14 protein-coding genes, 2 tRNA genes and 1 pseudogene are annotated in these 16148 nt (G+C 50.2%); 2 read left to right on the top strand and 15 right to left on the bottom strand.

The window, feature by feature from the left end; translation table 11 throughout:
* Nucleotides 1-69: 69 nt before the first annotated feature.
* The 14 genes and pseudogenes from ACY2VW_RS10035 to ACY2VW_RS09970 all read right to left on the bottom strand — a co-directional run bounded on the left by ACY2VW_RS10035 (nucleotide 70) and on the right by ACY2VW_RS09970 (nucleotide 13144).
* Entirely contained in the window at nucleotides 70-948 is an 879-nt protein-coding gene (locus ACY2VW_RS10035) for an aldose 1-epimerase family protein (protein WP_461877977.1), read from the bottom strand.
* Nucleotides 949-1038: 90 nt separating this feature from the next.
* On the bottom strand, nucleotides 1039-1518 hold the full coding sequence (locus tag ACY2VW_RS10030; protein ID WP_118595116.1) for an S-ribosylhomocysteine lyase: 480 nt from the start codon (nucleotides 1516-1518) through the stop codon (nucleotides 1039-1041).
* A 28-nt stretch (nucleotides 1519-1546) separates the two neighbouring features.
* On the bottom strand, nucleotides 1547-2047 hold the full coding sequence (locus ACY2VW_RS10025) for a GreA/GreB family elongation factor (RefSeq protein ID WP_022462124.1): 501 nt from the start codon (nucleotides 2045-2047) through the stop codon (nucleotides 1547-1549).
* Between the two features lie 150 nt (nucleotides 2048-2197).
* The gene (locus ACY2VW_RS10020) at nucleotides 2198-4231 is read right to left on the bottom strand and encodes a carbohydrate-binding domain-containing protein (RefSeq protein ID WP_461877976.1); all 2034 of its coding nucleotides are present in this window, start codon (nucleotides 4229-4231) and stop codon (nucleotides 2198-2200) included.
* Nucleotides 4231-4684: pseudogene (locus tag ACY2VW_RS10015) on the bottom strand (hypothetical protein). The gene ACY2VW_RS10020 and the pseudogene ACY2VW_RS10015 overlap by 1 nt, the downstream one beginning before the upstream one ends.
* 142 nt (nucleotides 4685-4826) lie before the next feature.
* Complete coding sequence (locus ACY2VW_RS10010; RefSeq protein WP_461877975.1) at nucleotides 4827-5600, bottom strand: VTC domain-containing protein; 774 nt, start codon at nucleotides 5598-5600, stop codon at nucleotides 4827-4829.
* A gap of 278 nt (nucleotides 5601-5878) precedes the next feature.
* Complete coding sequence (locus ACY2VW_RS10005; protein ID WP_055218718.1) at nucleotides 5879-6976, bottom strand: glycoside hydrolase family 172 protein; 1098 nt, start codon at nucleotides 6974-6976, stop codon at nucleotides 5879-5881.
* A 125-nt stretch (nucleotides 6977-7101) separates the two neighbouring features.
* The gene (locus tag ACY2VW_RS10000) at nucleotides 7102-7851 is read right to left on the bottom strand and encodes an ATP-binding response regulator (RefSeq protein ID WP_461877974.1); all 750 of its coding nucleotides are present in this window, start codon (nucleotides 7849-7851) and stop codon (nucleotides 7102-7104) included.
* Nucleotides 7852-7977: 126 nt separating this feature from the next.
* The gene (locus ACY2VW_RS09995) at nucleotides 7978-8229 is read right to left on the bottom strand and encodes a hypothetical protein (protein WP_022462118.1); all 252 of its coding nucleotides are present in this window, start codon (nucleotides 8227-8229) and stop codon (nucleotides 7978-7980) included.
* A gap of 12 nt (nucleotides 8230-8241) precedes the next feature.
* Nucleotides 8242-8823 carry a xanthine phosphoribosyltransferase gene (locus ACY2VW_RS09990; RefSeq protein ID WP_461877973.1) on the bottom strand — a complete coding sequence of 194 codons (582 nt, stop codon included), beginning with the start codon at nucleotides 8821-8823 and terminating at the stop codon, nucleotides 8242-8244.
* 127 nt (nucleotides 8824-8950) lie between these two features.
* Nucleotides 8951-9538 carry a nucleotidyltransferase family protein gene (locus tag ACY2VW_RS09985; RefSeq protein ID WP_461877972.1) on the bottom strand — a complete coding sequence of 196 codons (588 nt, stop codon included), beginning with the start codon at nucleotides 9536-9538 and terminating at the stop codon, nucleotides 8951-8953.
* Nucleotides 9529-11868, bottom strand: coding sequence for a xanthine dehydrogenase family protein molybdopterin-binding subunit (locus ACY2VW_RS09980; protein WP_461877971.1), 2340 nt, complete (start codon nucleotides 11866-11868; stop codon nucleotides 9529-9531). Before ACY2VW_RS09980 ends, ACY2VW_RS09985 begins: the two co-directional genes overlap by 10 nt.
* On the bottom strand, nucleotides 11865-12335 hold the full coding sequence (locus ACY2VW_RS09975) for a (2Fe-2S)-binding protein (RefSeq protein WP_022462114.1): 471 nt from the start codon (nucleotides 12333-12335) through the stop codon (nucleotides 11865-11867). Before ACY2VW_RS09975 ends, ACY2VW_RS09980 begins: the two co-directional genes overlap by 4 nt.
* Nucleotides 12335-13144 (bottom strand): FAD binding domain-containing protein, encoded by an 810-nt coding sequence (locus ACY2VW_RS09970; RefSeq protein ID WP_022462113.1) that lies wholly within the window; start codon nucleotides 13142-13144, stop codon nucleotides 12335-12337. Before ACY2VW_RS09970 ends, ACY2VW_RS09975 begins: the two co-directional genes overlap by 1 nt.
* Nucleotides 13145-13336: 192 nt before the next feature.
* On the opposite strand from ACY2VW_RS09970, the gene ACY2VW_RS09965 reads away from it, so the two are divergent.
* Both ACY2VW_RS09965 and ACY2VW_RS09960 read left to right on the top strand, forming a co-directional pair.
* Nucleotides 13337-13418: transfer RNA gene (locus ACY2VW_RS09965), tRNA-Tyr, on the top strand.
* A 3-nt stretch (nucleotides 13419-13421) separates the two neighbouring features.
* Nucleotides 13422-13507, top strand: a tRNA-Leu gene (locus tag ACY2VW_RS09960).
* A gap of 198 nt (nucleotides 13508-13705) precedes the next feature.
* On the opposite strand, the gene ACY2VW_RS09955 is transcribed toward ACY2VW_RS09960, so the two are convergent.
* Entirely contained in the window at nucleotides 13706-15796 is a 2091-nt protein-coding gene (locus ACY2VW_RS09955; RefSeq protein ID WP_461877970.1) for a glycoside hydrolase family 13 protein, read from the bottom strand.
* Nucleotides 15797-16148: the final 352 nt, after the last annotated feature.

Genomic DNA, 16148 nt, shown 5'->3' with positions numbered 1-16148 from the left:
CAACCCCCGAAGTACAGGAATCGTGTTCTTTTCGCTGTACTTCGGAGGTTTTTCTTTTTTTTCGGGTCCTTATTCTCCGATGGTGATGGTGTAGCCTGCCTGGAAGGTTTCACCGGCTTTCAGGTGCTGTTCGCCGTATTTGTCTTTTAATTCGCCGTCAAAGCCGACGTTGTCGCAGCGGCCGATCCATGGCTCGAGGCACACGAACGGGGCATCTGCTTTTGGCTTGGACCATACGCCGACGCTCGGGAATCCTTTGCAGGTGAGGGTGACATACGGTTTTCCCTCCACTTCTACGCCGACGCGCTCGACCTGGGTGTTGTCGAAGATCAGGGCGTCCTCGTCGAAGAGGGTTCTGGTGTACGGGATTCTGCCGTCCTGAAGTTTCAGTTTTCTCGGATGTGCGGCATCGACGCCTGCTGTTTCCGGGTCGATCAGGACGTATTCGAGTTCGGTCTCGGTGTGGTTTTCCAGGCCTTTGTTGAAGACGATGTCATACTGTTCCGGAATCATGAATGCAGGATGTCCGCCGACGGAGAAGTACATATCGTCATCACCGGTGTTTTCTACGTTCCAGGTGATGGTCAGGGTTCTGCCGGAGAGTTCCTGGGTTACAGTGAAGGCGAAATCGAACGGGTAGACTTTTTTGGTTTCTTCGGTCGATACCAGGCGGTGTACGGTTTTGTTTTCGGTGTTTTCGATGCACTCGAATTCGTTGTCACGGGCGAAACCGTGCTGGCCCATCGGGTATTTGACTCCTTTATGGGTGTAGAAGCCGCCGTTTACTTTTCCGACGAACGGGAACAGGACTGGTGCGTGGCGGTTCCAGAAGGCCGGATCGCCGATCCAGACTGCCTCGCGGTCGGCTGCTTTATCGTAAATGCTGCTAAGTTCTGCGCCGTGATCGCTGATCTGCACGCGCAGGTTTTCGTTTTCCATGGTTCTCATACTCTGTTTCCCCCTGTTTTCTTTCATTTTTTGTAACTATTCAGAGCCATGCGAAATTGCATGGCGCTGAATAGTTACCATTTTTAGAATTTATTCCGGATAGACGAGACGGGATTCATCAATTCCGTACAAAACCTCATCCAGGTATTTTTTGCCAAGGTAATTTGCCATGGACAGATTCATATCCAGATAGTTTCCGCAGTCTTTCGGAGATGCACCCGGGACTTCGCCCTTGAAATCGCGGATAAATTCATACATTTCTATTACGAGTGAAACGATATCTTTCGAGCTGTAATCACCGGCCAGCAGCAGGTAAAATCCTGTACGGCAGCCCATTGGACCAAAATATACGGTTTTATCTTTCCATTCTTCGTGATTGCGAAGGAACGTTGCGCCAAGATGCTCAATGGTGTGGACTTCAGCAGTATTCATAACAGGCTCATCGTTTGGAGATGTCATGCGCAGGTCAAAGGTTGTGATAACGCTGTCACCCACATGATCTTTTCTTGAAACGTAGACGCCTGGTTTAAGTTTGATATGGTCGATCGTAAAGCTTGCAATTTTTTCCATGACTGGTATTTTCCTTTCTTTCTGTCCTTTAATAGCTGCGGAGTTCATCATCGGTATCCGCAGTGTTTTCGATGGATTTGATGATGAGATCATAACTATAGGCATCGCTTACTTTTACAGTGACGCGGTCGCCGACTTTATGACCCAGAATGGCTTTTCCTAATGGCGAGTCGATACTGACGTATCCTTTGAGAGAATTACCACGAACGGTGGTGACAAGTTTGTAGGTTTCTGTCTCATCATCTTCTTCGATGTAAACCTGGACGGTATTGTTGATGCCGACTTCGTCGTCCTTTGAGGTATCTGAAATAACGTGGGCTGTTTTGATCATTTTTTCCAAATAGCGGATGCGGCTTTCGTTGCGGTTTTTGTCCTGTTTGGCAGCTTTGTATTCAAAGTTTTCGCTGAGATCGCCCTGGGCACGGGCTTCTTTTACAGCCTCGAGTTCTTTTGGACGGACAACCAGTTTGCGGTAGTCGATTTCTTCCTGCATTTTTTTAATATCGTTTTCGGTCAGTTTATCATACATGATTTTTCTACCTCTTTTCTTGTGAGGTTATTTTAGCACAGAATACGGCAAATTGGAAGTAGGAAGACAGCCACGGTAGAATCATGAGTAGAATCACTTTCTTACGCACCGGAACAGCAAATGTTCCGGTGCTGAATGAACTATAACGGTTCACTCAGCCGTGTCGCTTGGTTTTGAAGGCGGAGTTCCTTTGTTGTCGCTGTTATTTGGCATTTTTCCACCTTTGGGATCGCTCATCGTTTTAACAGACCGGGTTCCGGCGGTGGTGATGATGTCCGTGAGGGTGATCTCTTCGTTGTCGGTACCGGCAGTCAGAGTATACGTTGCGTCCAGTTTCATTTCGGGGCAGGTCAAAACGATGCTGGCGTAGGCTTTTTCAGGTGTAACCGTGAAGAGGGCACTTCCATCGCTGTCTGTCAGTGTGATGGTAGTGTCAGCGGACTGGGTTTCCGTACTGTAATAGGTGATAACGGGCTGGGTGGAAGCTTCGTCGAAGCTTTCCGTCATGCCGGCACTGCCGATAGCAGCTAAGGTTCCGCCGGTCACAATTGCACTTCCGTCATAATCGAGGGCACTGTCACCATCGCTGGTCGGCCCGTACACGATCGTAGTTCCGCCGGTCACGAGAAGACCGCCGTTGGAATCAAGACCATCACCATCGGCGGATACGGTCAGGGTTCCGCCGGTAATTTTAATGCAAAGCTCAGAGTTGCCTCCACCGCCAGGGCCTCCCTGCATCATCTGTGGAGCATCGCCGTCAGACGGAGCGTTCCCCGGATCGAAGTCCTGCGGCGCATTTCCGCCAGACGGAGCGTTCTCCGGATCGAAGTCCTGCGATGGCTGCATATCGCTGCCGTTTTCTGTATCAGGCGGCATTTGCACAGGTTCCTTTCCGTCTGCCTCGCCGGATATGCTGCTATCATCACCGGAGTTTACAGCAGCACTGCTATCGTTGTTTGAGCTTGCGGCATTGCTGTCATCGTCACCGGAACCGGCAGCATTGGCGCCAGGATTTATGGCGTTGGCGCCATCGTCGCCGGAATTTGCGGCATTGATGCCATCGTCGCTGGCATTTACGGTAATGTCACCACCATTGACCACAACGCGTTTTCCTTCCAGTCCTTCGTAGCTTTTTTCAACAAGGATCGTTCCGCCATGAATGACGGTGTCGAGATCCGCATGGAAACCGTCGTCACCGGAGTTTACGGTGATGGTTCCGTCATCGACAACAATGCTGCCGGTTGCATGGAAGCCGTCCTGTTTCGCCTCGATCGTAAAAATCCCACCAGCAATATAGATATTTCCAAGCTCTGTGTCATCCGTATTCTTCGCTTTGACCGCACTGTTTGCAGCATCAATGTCAAAGCTTCCATCCAGAATTTTAAGCTGATCTTTGGCTGTGATCCCGTTATCTGCAGCAGTGATTTTGTAGGTTCCACCAGTGATAACAAGGTCATCTTTGGATACAATCCCGTGTTTGTAGTCTGCCTCGATGGTCAGACTTCCTGTCCCGTTGCAGACAAGATCTGATTTGGAGAAGATAACGCCGTCTACCGTGTTGTCGTCAATCTGAGTGTACTCGTTTCCACCGCCAAGCGTGTTGCTGCTGTTTTCAGCAAGCGTGATGAAAACTTTGTCCGCTTCACGAACGTAGATGGCAGCATTCGTCTCACAGTTGATATGGACTCCATCGAGTACGATCTGAACCTTGTCGGAATCGGATGCGTCTACGATAATCTGGCCATTCTCAAGTGTTCCGCTTACGATGTAAACGCCTTCTTCCGTGATGGTAATTGTGCTGCCATCTGCTTTGACTCCGCTGCCGGAGACGGTAGCTGTCGTCTTATTAAGTGTAATTTTTACGGCTTCCGACGCTTTGTAGCTTCCGCTCTTCTCACGGTCTGTGAATTCGGTGTCGATAGTGGATTCGGTCAGTTCCAGGTCAAAATTAATATCGGAAGCACTTTCCATTGCATTTTCCGAATCTGTGCTCTCTGATGTGGTATCCGCGTTGTCGGCAGATGTTTCGCCGGTTGACTCTGTACGGGCAGATTCGGCATTTACAGAGCCGGAAGATGTCACTGCTGTGCCGCATCCGCCGAAGGCCAGCGATGATGCAAGAAGCAGGCTGACGACTGCGCCGGTCTCTTTTTTTCTGTTTTTTTTCTTTCTGTTTTGATTCATTATAATTCCTCCCTTCCGGTCTGTGCACGACTGCACAGGATTTCAAGGTTTCCGTTTCTGCAGCGGAGCTGGTCAATCATGTTTTTCTCTTCGCCTTCCTCGCGGAATACGATGCGATACTCCAGCTTGAAAAGACTTCCCATATTCGTGGTTTTTACCTGTACAAGCTCGCAACGGGTCAGATACCTGGCAAAGATATCGTCAAAAACACTGGTATAATCAAGGGACTCCGGTTCCAAGATTTCCATTGACGAGCATGATCACCATCTGTACGATCACAGGCATCAGAACAAGCGTGACAGCAAAGCTTTTGGTGCATTCGCTTTTGTACCTGTAAACAGCAGCGATCAACAGTCCCAGAATCAGAGACACTGCTGTGCAGGCAAGGAACTGACCAAAGGTGAAGGCGGCTGTTGTTTCCGTAAAGATTGAATTGAATATTGTGTTAAGCATTGCTAATTCCTCCCAGAATTTTTTTATCTTCTTTTTTGTGAAACAGAGTATGTTTGAAAAGGCTTTTCGCAAGCTGTGAGTCCACCCACTGCTTCTTGCTTCTTGCTTTTCGCAATAGTCGCAGAGGACTTACCTGATTCAGCTAACGGAATGCTGTTTTTGATACGGTTTGCCGGATATCTGTGAATGGTATGAAAGCTTTTTCTTCTGATGCTTTCTGATTTTCGATCTGATAGGCAAAGCCGTATTTAGAAAATGATGCCGGATAGATTGCAAGATCATCCAGAATTTTGCTAAACCATAGGGGCACAGCACCTGGTGTTTTCACCTCCATGAGATACCAGCCTGGTTCTAAAAGCCTGATTCCTTCCGTTGGACCGTCAAGACACAGATTGTCGGTACGCCATCGGATATTGGTGTCGAAGGTAACACGAAAGTTCCTGTCTTCCGTGCCGAAGCAGGCGATGCGGTCGTAGGCGATGTACATAGCGGGAGCAAGCCCCCGGTAGTAGTTGCGAAACCAAGTGATTTCGTGGAGAATCTGGCTGTCGAAGCCCGGTTCTGATTTTCCCGCAAGATAGGGAACCGCTTCTGATAATATCATGCGCTCGCGGCGTTTGTAGACGATTCTTTCATATTTTTTCTTTAGTTCTACGTATATGGGGCTGGTCTCTTTGGCCGGACCATAACTGCGGAGTCGCAGTTTTTCTTTGTAGACGGGTTTTTCCAGCGAACGGCGGATGAGCTGGTGATCCGGGGTATCGTAATAGAGGCTGCAGATGGTATCAAGGCCGTATTCATCCATCTGCAGATGACCCGGAAGGCTCTTGCGAAGCTTGCGGGCCATGATCGGGGAAAGCATGTATTTTGTTTCATACCGTTGGAAGGTCATGGGAATCTGTTGGCTTTGCATCATAATCGATTGATCCTTTCGTTTGATTTACTTCCGGAAATGTTTTTTACATTTTTAAGTATAATGAGGAAACTTTAAAGGAACCTTAAAGAATGGACGGAAAATGTGAAAGGTTTGTGAAAAGACGGACCTCTGTAATCCGGATCGCTTTTTGAATACCATATAAAAAAAGAAAGAGCCCTTTTCCGGACAAATTCGTTAAAAGCGGATTTGTTCGGAACGGACTCTTGCAGCCGATATGCAACGTCATGAAACATATAAAATAGGAAAAGCGTCAAAAATCATCTTGGCCAGCGCTCTTTTCTGGACATGAGTGGCGCGAATGGTACATGAGGATGCGTCTGGTACCAGTAAGCTGTGGTAGCGACATCATCCTGACGTTCAAAGAGACCTCCATGACTGACGCCAATCTGCTGAAGGGTTACCTTAAGATCCTTCTCAAAAAGGATAGGATCAAGAAGGTGCCAGCGGTAGAAGCTGCGCTGTGGCATCTGATCATCATTGTGGTAATCATTATGAAGGAAGGTATCGTGGGTAGAGTAGTAAGGATATCCAAGATACGGAGTGCAGTACTGATTTTCAACGGTTTGGCCATTTTGCTGTGTTGCAAAGCTCCAGGCACCACCGAAGTAATCTTCTGTTCCGGTTCCGCAGATGGTTGGATAATCCTTGTCTCCATCGATGTAGAATTTCATCTCACCTTCTCCGTACCAGTAGCGTTCGAGGCTGGTCAGTGCAAGATAAGTTCCAACGTACTGGCCTTTCCCTTTGATGTTGTCGAGGACAACGTAGTCTTTTGCCTTTTCCGTGATACGCTGACGACGCCACTGGGCATGGAAATAGGCAGCATCTTCCGGAACCGTCGTCAGACAATAGTCGATCTGATAAAAGAAGGCCGGAATCGGCTCATCACACTGATTTTCAATGGTAATACGGGCGTTTTTACGGAACGGCATCGGGAAATAGCTGTTGAAACCACGGGTCGGATTGACAGCAATCGGGACTGAGTTTACCTGGTAGGAAACACCGAAGCCGCAGCAGAAGAAATCGCCAAGCGGGCATTCAACGGATGGGAATTCTTCATCGTCCCAGTACATGCGCAGAACAAGATCCCGCAGAACATAACGGTTACGTTCACTGGTACGGTCTGTGACGGTGATCCAGATGTGCTGAATGATGCCTTCTCCCTGGATCTCACCAAGTGTTACGGTCTCTCCTGCTTCTATTTTCGGGATACACGGGGAACCTTTTCTGGACGGACCAAGATCGCTGGATGCCATGCCGCCTTTTCCTTTTTCTCCATTCCGGTTTTCCCAGTTAATAGAACGGGACTGTCCGCTTTTCAGCTGGAAAATGTTTTGTAAACCACAATCAAACATCATATATTCCTCCTTTTGTTTTCTTTTGTTTTTTCTCTCTTGGAAGCTTTTGATTTCTGCTTTTTTGTGTGTCTGCCTTTCCTACCCTGCCGTCATTTTTCCATTTTTCCGGAATTTTGTTTCTTTCATCCTTTTGCCGGAAAGACTGCTTTAAAACAGATGCCATCTCGTGTCCGCTTTGCGGTGATTTTTCCCTTATGTGCCTTTACAATTGCAGCTGCCACAGAAAGGCCGATTCCATAGCCGCCGCTTTCCCTGGCCCGCGACACATCCGCACGGTAGAAGCGGTCAAAGAGGCGGTTGAGATCACCTTCCGGCAGGGTATCGCAGGTATTCTGCACCGAAAATTCTGCTTTTTTGCCGTTTTTTCGCCAGAAAATGTGGATTTTTCCACCCTCCGGAGTGTATTTAACGGCGCTATCCACAAGAAGAGAAACGAGCTGGTGGATTCTTGCGGCATCCCCTTCCATATGGAGTTCTTCTGCAATATCGCTCTGCAGCGCGATCTGTTTCGTAACCGCAGGGGCTTCAAAGGACGTTACAGCATCCATGATGGTTTCTGACGCATTCCATGTTTTCAGCTCCAGTTTTCCGCCACCTTCCTCCATTTTTGCAAGCGTCAGAAGCTGTGTTACAAGACTGTTCAGACGCTCAATCTGGTGATGAATGCTCTCCGTCCACTCGCTTAAGACCTCCAGCCCGCTTTTTCCCGGCATCATAATATCCAGGATCATGCCGTCATAGTTTCCGCTCTCTGCCCAGTCCGCAGCATCAATTCCATTATAAACAACATCTACAGAATAATGGTTATGTGTAAACACTGCTTCCAGCGCGTGCGCCATCTCTTTTTCATCTTCTGCCAGCAGCAGTCTCATATCGGTTCTCCTTATTTTGGTAAACAGGTTACCCTACACTCTGTGTGTGCATTCTGTGTGCATAACCAAAAAACATCCGACCGGCACTTTTGCATGGGTGCTCGCAGCCGGATGTTCGGTTTGCATTCATTTTCTTTTTTTCTCTGCCCGTCTCCGCAGCAGCTCTTTTGCGCCTGCATACAACAGAAAATATACCGTCAGAATCATAACAACTACAATCCTGTTATCTTTCAGGCTGAAAAAAGAGGTCACATTGACTGCCGCCAGAAACAGCAGCAGTGACACACTGAGATCAATTTTTTCTTTTCTGTCGGCCAGCACCATTCCTGCGGCCGCCAGAACCAGAAGAACGGCAATTCTTGCAATCAGATTTGCCATTTTGACGCCTCCTTACTGTTTCCGGAAGGTAATTTCCCCGGTTTTATCATCCATACCATCGACGATGGCAAGAGATTCCAGATGAATGCCGCGGTCACGCAGCAGTTTTCCTCCGATCTGGAACCCTTTTTCGATGACAACGCCTGCTCCTACGAGCTCTGCACCGGAATCCTGTACCAGGGTTGCCAGTCCTTCCAGCGCTTTTCCGTTTGCCAGGAAATCATCGATCAGGAGAACTTTGTCTCCTTTTCCCAGAAATTCTTTGGAAACAATGATATCATAAACTCTTCCATGGGTGAAAGATTCTACTTTTGTGGTATAAACATCGCCGGCGATATTTTTGGTCTGCGTTTTCTTTGCAAACACAACCGGAACATTAAAAATTTCAGCCACAACACAGGCAATTCCGATTCCAGATGCCTCGATGGTCAGGATTTTCGTGATCTCTTCTCCCGCAAAACGACGCTGAAACTCTTTTCCGATTTCCCGGAACAGATTGACGTCCATCTGATGATTTAAAAAGCTGTCCACCTTCAGGACATTTCCCTCGCGTACTTTTCCGTCTCTGCGGATTCTGTCTTCCAATAACTGCATTTTTTTGAAGCCTCCCGAATTTTTATTATACCCATTGTACTTACTTCTCACTGGAAATGCAAGTCCAAATCCATCAAATTTCGCACTGTCTCAAATTTTATTCATGGCAGCCGCCGGTGTCTCTGCATCAGAGATCCTCTTTCCGGTCCAGATCCTTTAATTCCCACGCGGCTTCGACCCGGAACGGAATTACCGATTCCCAGTGCCGTTTCAGCACCTTTTTCCCGCCGCGGTCGCCGGAAAGTTCTTTTAGTTCTGAAAAATAAGGTTTTGAGAACCACGCCGGATTGCCGCTCTTGCCGCCGCAGAAAACACAGCCAAGTGGAGTCTTCTGCGTCTCCATGGATTCCAGAAAACGCTCCGCCGTCTCTTCCTTCAGGTACGGCTGATCCGCCACAAAGCACGCGCAGGCATCAGCATTTTGCTTCTCCGCCGCCTCGATTCCCGCGCGGATCGTATAGGAAATTCCTTTTTCGCTGTCCGGTGAAAACACCGTCTGCAGACGCCCGGCTTTTACCAGCGGCGCAAGCTCCTCCAGAATCCTTTCATACTGCGTCACAACCAGCAGTTCCCAGTTCTCATGCCTTCCGGCAATTTTGGCCAGCAGTTCCAGCAGATGGCGGTACACCGCCTTTCCATCCAGCGGATAGAGCAGCTTATTTTCCCCGAACCGTCTGCTGTTCCCGGCTGCCAGATAAAGTATCGTTACTCGCATTCTTTTTCCGCAATTCCCATTGCAATCTGCTCACTCGTGATCGGCAGTTCGCGGAACCACAGGCCCGTCGCATTGTAGATCGCATGTGCCAGCGCCGGGGCCGGTGTGTTGATGACGATCTCACCGATCGATTTTGCACCGAACGGACCGGTCGGCTCGTAGCTGCTCCGGAATTCCACGCGAAGTTTGCCCATATCGAGACGTGTCGGCACTTTATACTGCATAAACGAATTGTTGATCATCTGTCCCTTGTCCGTGTACTGGATATTTTCAAACAGCGTCATGCCGATACCCTGCACCAGACCGCCCTCGACCTGCACGCGCGCAAGGTTCGGGTTGATGACGGTTCCGCAGTCGACAACGGCGGCATAATCGAGAATCTTAACCTCGCCGGTCTCTTTATCCAGCTCGATCTCGACCGCACCAGCCATATAAGGCGGCGGCGATACCGGAGAGCAGTTGCTTTCCGTCGCTTCCAGCGCGATGCCGTTATTGCACATGGCCGCTGTTGCGATTTCTTCCATCGTCATGCTGCTTCCGCTCTTTTCATGCACGACACCGGTACCGGTAAATTCCACTTCATCTTCCGGCACATTCATCCGCTCTGCCGCCAGGGCACAGATCCGTTTCCGAAGCGTCATGCAGGCTTTTTCCACCGCTTTTCCGGTAATGTACGTCGTACTCGATGCATAGGAACCGGAGTCATACGGGGACGTATCGGTATCTGCGCCGACAACGGTAATATCATCCACATCACACTCCAGGCACTCTGCCGCCATCTGGGACAGAATCGTATCGCAGCCGGTTCCCATATCGGCCGCTGCAATCAGCATCGTGTAGCCGCCGTCGTCGTTGACTTTGATCGTCGCCGATCCGACATCGAGATTGGAAATACAGGAGCCTTGCATCGCCATCGCGATGCCGACGCTGCGCACCTTTCCATTTCCCATATCGCAGCACGGATATTTCTCATCCCAGCCGATCATCTCTTTCGCACGCTCCACGCACTGGTCAAGCGCACAGCTGTTTGCCGTTTCGCCATAGTAAGCCGGCATGAACTGTCCCTCACGGACCATGTTCTGCTCCCGGATCCGGATCGGATCGATGCCAAGACGCGCTGCCATCTCACTGACAGCAGATTCTACGGCAAAGATACCCTGCGTCGCACCGTATCCGCGGTAAGCACCGGCTGACATTACGTTGGAATACACAACATCATACGCAAACCGGTAAGCCTCAAGAGATCCATACATCGGAATCGATTTGTGGCCGGAAAGGCCGACCGTTGTCGGTCCATGCTCGCCGTATGCACCCGTGTTGGAAAGTGTATACAGATCGATCGCACGGATTCTTCCGTCCTTCATCGCACCGAGGCGGATCGTTACTTCCATCTCATGGCGCGGTGTGGATGCTGTCTGGGACTCTTCTCTCGTAAAGATCATTTTCGACGGTTTTCCGGTTTTCCAGGTTACAAATGCCGGGAAAATTTCGGCAACCACCGTCTGCTTCGCTCCGAATCCGCCGCCGATTCTCGGCTTGGAAACACGGATCTTCGATTTCGGAATGCCGAGTGCATTGGACAGAATGCGGCGCGCATGGTAAACGATCTGGGTCGAGCTCAGCACATTCAGCCGTCCGTAGGTATCCATAAAGCAGTATGTCCGGAACGTCTCCATCATCGCCTGCTGGGCTGCGCGTACATGATACGTATGCTCTACGACCTCATCGCACTCTGCGAGCACGGCTTCCACATCTCCGTTGTGATCTTCCGCACTTGCACAGAGATTTCTCTGATTGTCCGCACCGACCGGACAGAGCGATTTCCAGCTTTCCTCCGGATGCACCAGCAGTTCATTATCCTTGGACTGATGAAAATCCAGAATGGCCGGAAGCACTTCGTACTCTACTTTCAGGAGCTTCCGCGCACGGTCCACGCATTTTTCATCTTTTCCGGCAATAATCGCCACCGGATCTCCCACGTAGCGCACATGCTGATCGAGGATCAGACGGTCATACGGGCTTGGTTCCGGGTAGGTCTGTCCTGCCATTGTAAAACGCTGTTTCGGCACATCCTCCCAGGTATAAATCGCCTCAATGCCCGGAACACGCTCTGCTGCCGTCTTTTTCACGGATTTTACGATTGCATTGGCATGCGGACTCCGCAGTACCTTGACAATCAGACAGTCCTTCGGCGCCAGATCATCTACATAAACCGGCTTTCCGGTTACCAGCGCGAGGGCATCCTTTTTGATCACCGGCTTATTCACACTGCAGAGCTGATCGGTTCTTCCCGACCAGTCCGGTTCATAGATATGATTTTCTCTGCTCATGACGCACCTCCCTGCTGCTTTTTCCAGGCAAGGAAATTCAAAATTCCCCGAAGCTGTCCTTCATATCCGGAACAGCGGCAGAGATTTCCCGCCAGATATTCTTTAATTTCTTCCTCACTCGGATCCGGATTTTCCCGGAACAGCGCAATCGCATTCATAATCATCCCCGGATTGCAGAACCCGCACTGCTCGGCGCCCTGTCCGGCAATAAAGGAACCAAATTCTTCTGCTTCCTCCTGCAGGCCTTCCAGCGTATCCACCTTACATCCATTCGCCCGCGCCGCAAGCACCGAACACGACAGCACCGGTTTTCCCTCCAGAAAAACCGTACACAGCCCGCAGTTCGACGTCTCACAGCCGCGCTTCACACTGTAGCATCCCTGGCTTCTCACAAAATCGATCAGGAGCATGTCTGCATCAATTTCCGCTTCCGTCTTCTTTCCATTTAAGATCATCGAAATCTTCATCACTGCTCCTCCTTCTTCTGAATTTCTTCCATACATCTGCGCAGCAGCACCCGTCCCAGATGATGACGATACTCTGCACTTCCGCGCATATTACTGCCATACGTAAACTGATCAGAAATCTCCGAAGCCGCCGCCTTCAGCTCCTCCGCAGATGCCTTTCCAGCCGCCAGCTTTTCCGCCAGCTCCGCCGGAAGCTCTACACGTGCCGCCTTCGCCGGTCTTGCCCCAAGCACCGCGCATCCTTTTCCGTCTTCCACCCGCACCGCACACGTCAGTACCGGGAAATCCGTTCTGGAATTTCGATGACTCTGATAAACCGTAACACCCTCATGCTTCTTCACAATCAGCCTCACCAGCACATCCCTGTCTCTCTTTGAACAGGCAAACTCCGCCAGCGGCATCCGTCCCGCATGAACCAGCTCCACCTCCGTATCCAGCGCCAGAAACAGCGTCAGCACATCCGAAAATCCAAATCTGCCGAAAATACTGCCTCCCACCGTAGCCAGATTCCGGAACTGCACCCCGACAATACTCCGCACACTCTCCCGTGCCGCACCGTCGGTATAAGCATTCAGCCCCTCATGCTCCTCCATCTGCCGCAGCGTCACCATACATCCAATCGAAAACTCCTCCTCGGACTCTTCAATCTGATCCAGTCCCAGCCCGGACAAATCAATCGCCGTCTGCACCTGCCTCTGCCCCATCTTCGTCCAGAGCATCCCGCCCAGGATACAGGCGCTTCTCTTCTGATTCAGCTCATACGCCTCCTCCAGCGACCCCACCCGGACATAATCCTTAATCTTAATCATACTTACCCTATATCCTCCATTTTTCAGGTTATTTTTACGCAATATAGAAGCCCATATATTTGATATTATACCCGACCTGCTCCCTCCTTTCAACTTTTTTCTATTTTTTTCAAAAAAACCCTTGCATTTTCCCTCCACATCCAGTATAATCATTCAATGTCGGAAGTCATTCTGACACAAAACAAAATACATGGACGGATTCCCGAGTGGCCAAAGGGGACAGACTGTAAATCTGCTGCAAATTGCTTCGATGGTTCGAATCCATCTCCGTCCATATGCCGCAGTGGCGGAACTGGCAGACGCCCGGGACTTAAAATCCCGTGGGTAGTGATACCCGTACCGGTTCGATCCCGGTTTGCGGCACGATTAAGAGCTCTGATTCATACGAATCGGAGCTCTTTTTCCATTTCTATTTTTCAACCTCCCGTCCCCACTTCCTCACCTCTTTTTCAACACCTTCCCACTCTCACCCAACACTCTCACGCCGATCCGCCCCCGGCGGATCCAGCCGCCCTGCCCTACGCATCACGCAAGACCGGGCGGGCGGCGGCGAGGCGTCCGTCACTCCTCACATCTATGCAGTACCACTCCCGATAACGGCAGCAAATCCATCTCCAGTATGCCCGCCGGTGCCTCGATCTCCTTCTCCTCCGAAGAAAATCCCACCGCATCCGTCGCAAACACCTGCGTCAGCTTCGCCACCGAACTCCGGTTAATCCCGGTAAGCCACACCGGAATCTCCACATGCACCCTCTCATTCCGGTTATTAATCACCACAATCACCTGCTCCTCCTGATTAAACCGTCCATAAGAAAGCACATTGTAATCATGGTACAGAAATTTCAGCGATCCCATCGCCAGCACCGGAAATCTCCGATGCACCGCAATCATTTCTTTATAGAATCGGATCAGCTCCTGATCCTCCTGTCCCCAGGGATACGTCCTCCGGTTATCCGGATCCGTAAACCCGACCTGGCCGGCCTCATCCCCATAATACAGCGTCGGCGCCCCCGGCCACGTCATCTGAATCACAACCGCCTCGCGCAGCACCGCCTTATTCGTATTCTCCGCAGCCGCATACGGCCCAACATTCGCCACACGCCCCACACGATGATTCGTTCTCGTGAGGAAACGCGAATGATCATGATTATCCAGCTCATTCATCGCCGTATACAGCGAAGGCGCATAAAACGCCGGCATATGATACGTCATCGCCCCGATAAAACTCTCACTGTTTCCGAGAAGCCCCTGGTTAAACTCATCACTGTGCTTCTCCATACCCGTGAGGAACCAGGAAACCGGCTCCATAAACGCATCATAGTTCATCACTGTATCCCACTCGTCGCCCTGCAGCCAGCTCATCGCATCGCCGTAGTGCTCCGCCAGAATAATCGCCTCCGGATTCGCCTCCTTCACAACGCGCCGGAACTCCTTCCAGAACTTGTGGTTAAACTCCGGGCTGTGTCCTAAGTCAGCGGCCACATCCAGCCGCCAGCCGTCCGCATTAAACGGCGGAGAAACCCACTTCGCGCCGATGCGCATAATATCCTCCATCAGCTTCTCCGAACCCTCGTAGTTCAGCTTCGGCAGCGTATCATGGCCCCACCAGCCGTCATAAAACTCATTGTACGGCCAGTTATGCTCATTATAAAACTTAAAAAACGTGTGATACGGACTGTCCTGCGCCACATACGCGCCCGGCTCATAGCCCTTTCCAGCCTCATAAATCCGCTCGCGGTCCAGCCATTTGTTAAACGAACCACAGTGGTTGAAAACGCCGTCCAGAATCACCTTCATGCCGCGCTTGTGCGCCTCCTCCACCAGGTGGATAAACAGTTCATTGCTCGCCTCCAGGTTCGCCTTGTTCGTCACACGGTCAATATACCGCGTTGCCCGCGTATTGTCCTTGTCGCCCGGCCAGAGCAGATCGCCTTCGTCGGAGACAATCTTTCCGAAATGCGGATCAATATAGTCATAATCCTGAATATCATACTTATGGTTCGACGGCGAAACAAACACCGGATTCAGATAAATGACCTGCACACCGAGATCCTGCAGATAATCCATCTTGTCAATGACGCCCTGCAGATCGCCGCCGTAGAAATTGCGGACATCCATCTGCTCCGGGAAGCGGTTCCAGTCATCCACCTTGTTGACCTGCTCACCGATGTAGCTGTACTCTCCCGTCAGCACATCGTTGGACGGATCTCCGTTGCAGAAGCGGTCCACAAAAATCTGATACATGACAGCGCCCTTCGCCCAGTCCGGCGTATGGAAGCCCGGGATAATGCCGAAAGAGTACATCTCCTGCAGCTCTCTTGTGACACCGAGCTTGTTGTAATAGCAGACCACGCGGCCTGCCTGAATCTCAAAAAAATAGCGGATCGGCTCATTTCCGACCGGAATCTCGATCTCGTAATAATCAAAACCGTTCCGGACCAAACCGACCTGCATCTGTGCACGGATGGAACCGCTGATGAAATAAACCGCATCTACATTATTTTTCAGGGTACGGAACCGGATCTTCACCGTGTCGCCCGGGTTCGGCTCAAACGGAATCTGATACTGCGGGGATTCATCGCTGTAGAGCGCATGCTTGTTGAACATCGCCCGCATCTGTGACATATACTGCTGCATTCTTGTTTTATCCATGAACTAACGCCTCTGTCTTTCTCAATCATTCATTCCTTATATTTTACCCCACACCGCCATGTAATACAACCTTTTTCTGAACACATGTAACGATTGTGTTTATTGGATTTTTATATAGTAAAAGAGCCAGCGGGGTACGCTGGCTCTTTTGGAGAAGGTATTTCTCTTATGGGGTGTAGCAAAAACTATATAATGTATTGGGGGGTTTTTACAGTTATTATAGTACCATACGTCCCTCGAAAAGTCTGCACAAATCGCGATTTTTTTTCATTTGATTCTTATTCAAAATAACGATGAATTTTTCCGGCGTTTCGGATTTTCTGTTTTAATTTGCACAAACGCCCGTAAAATC

Source organism: Fusicatenibacter sp. (genome assembly GCF_977045365.1).
This window is presented reverse-complemented; position numbering and strand designations above follow the sequence as displayed.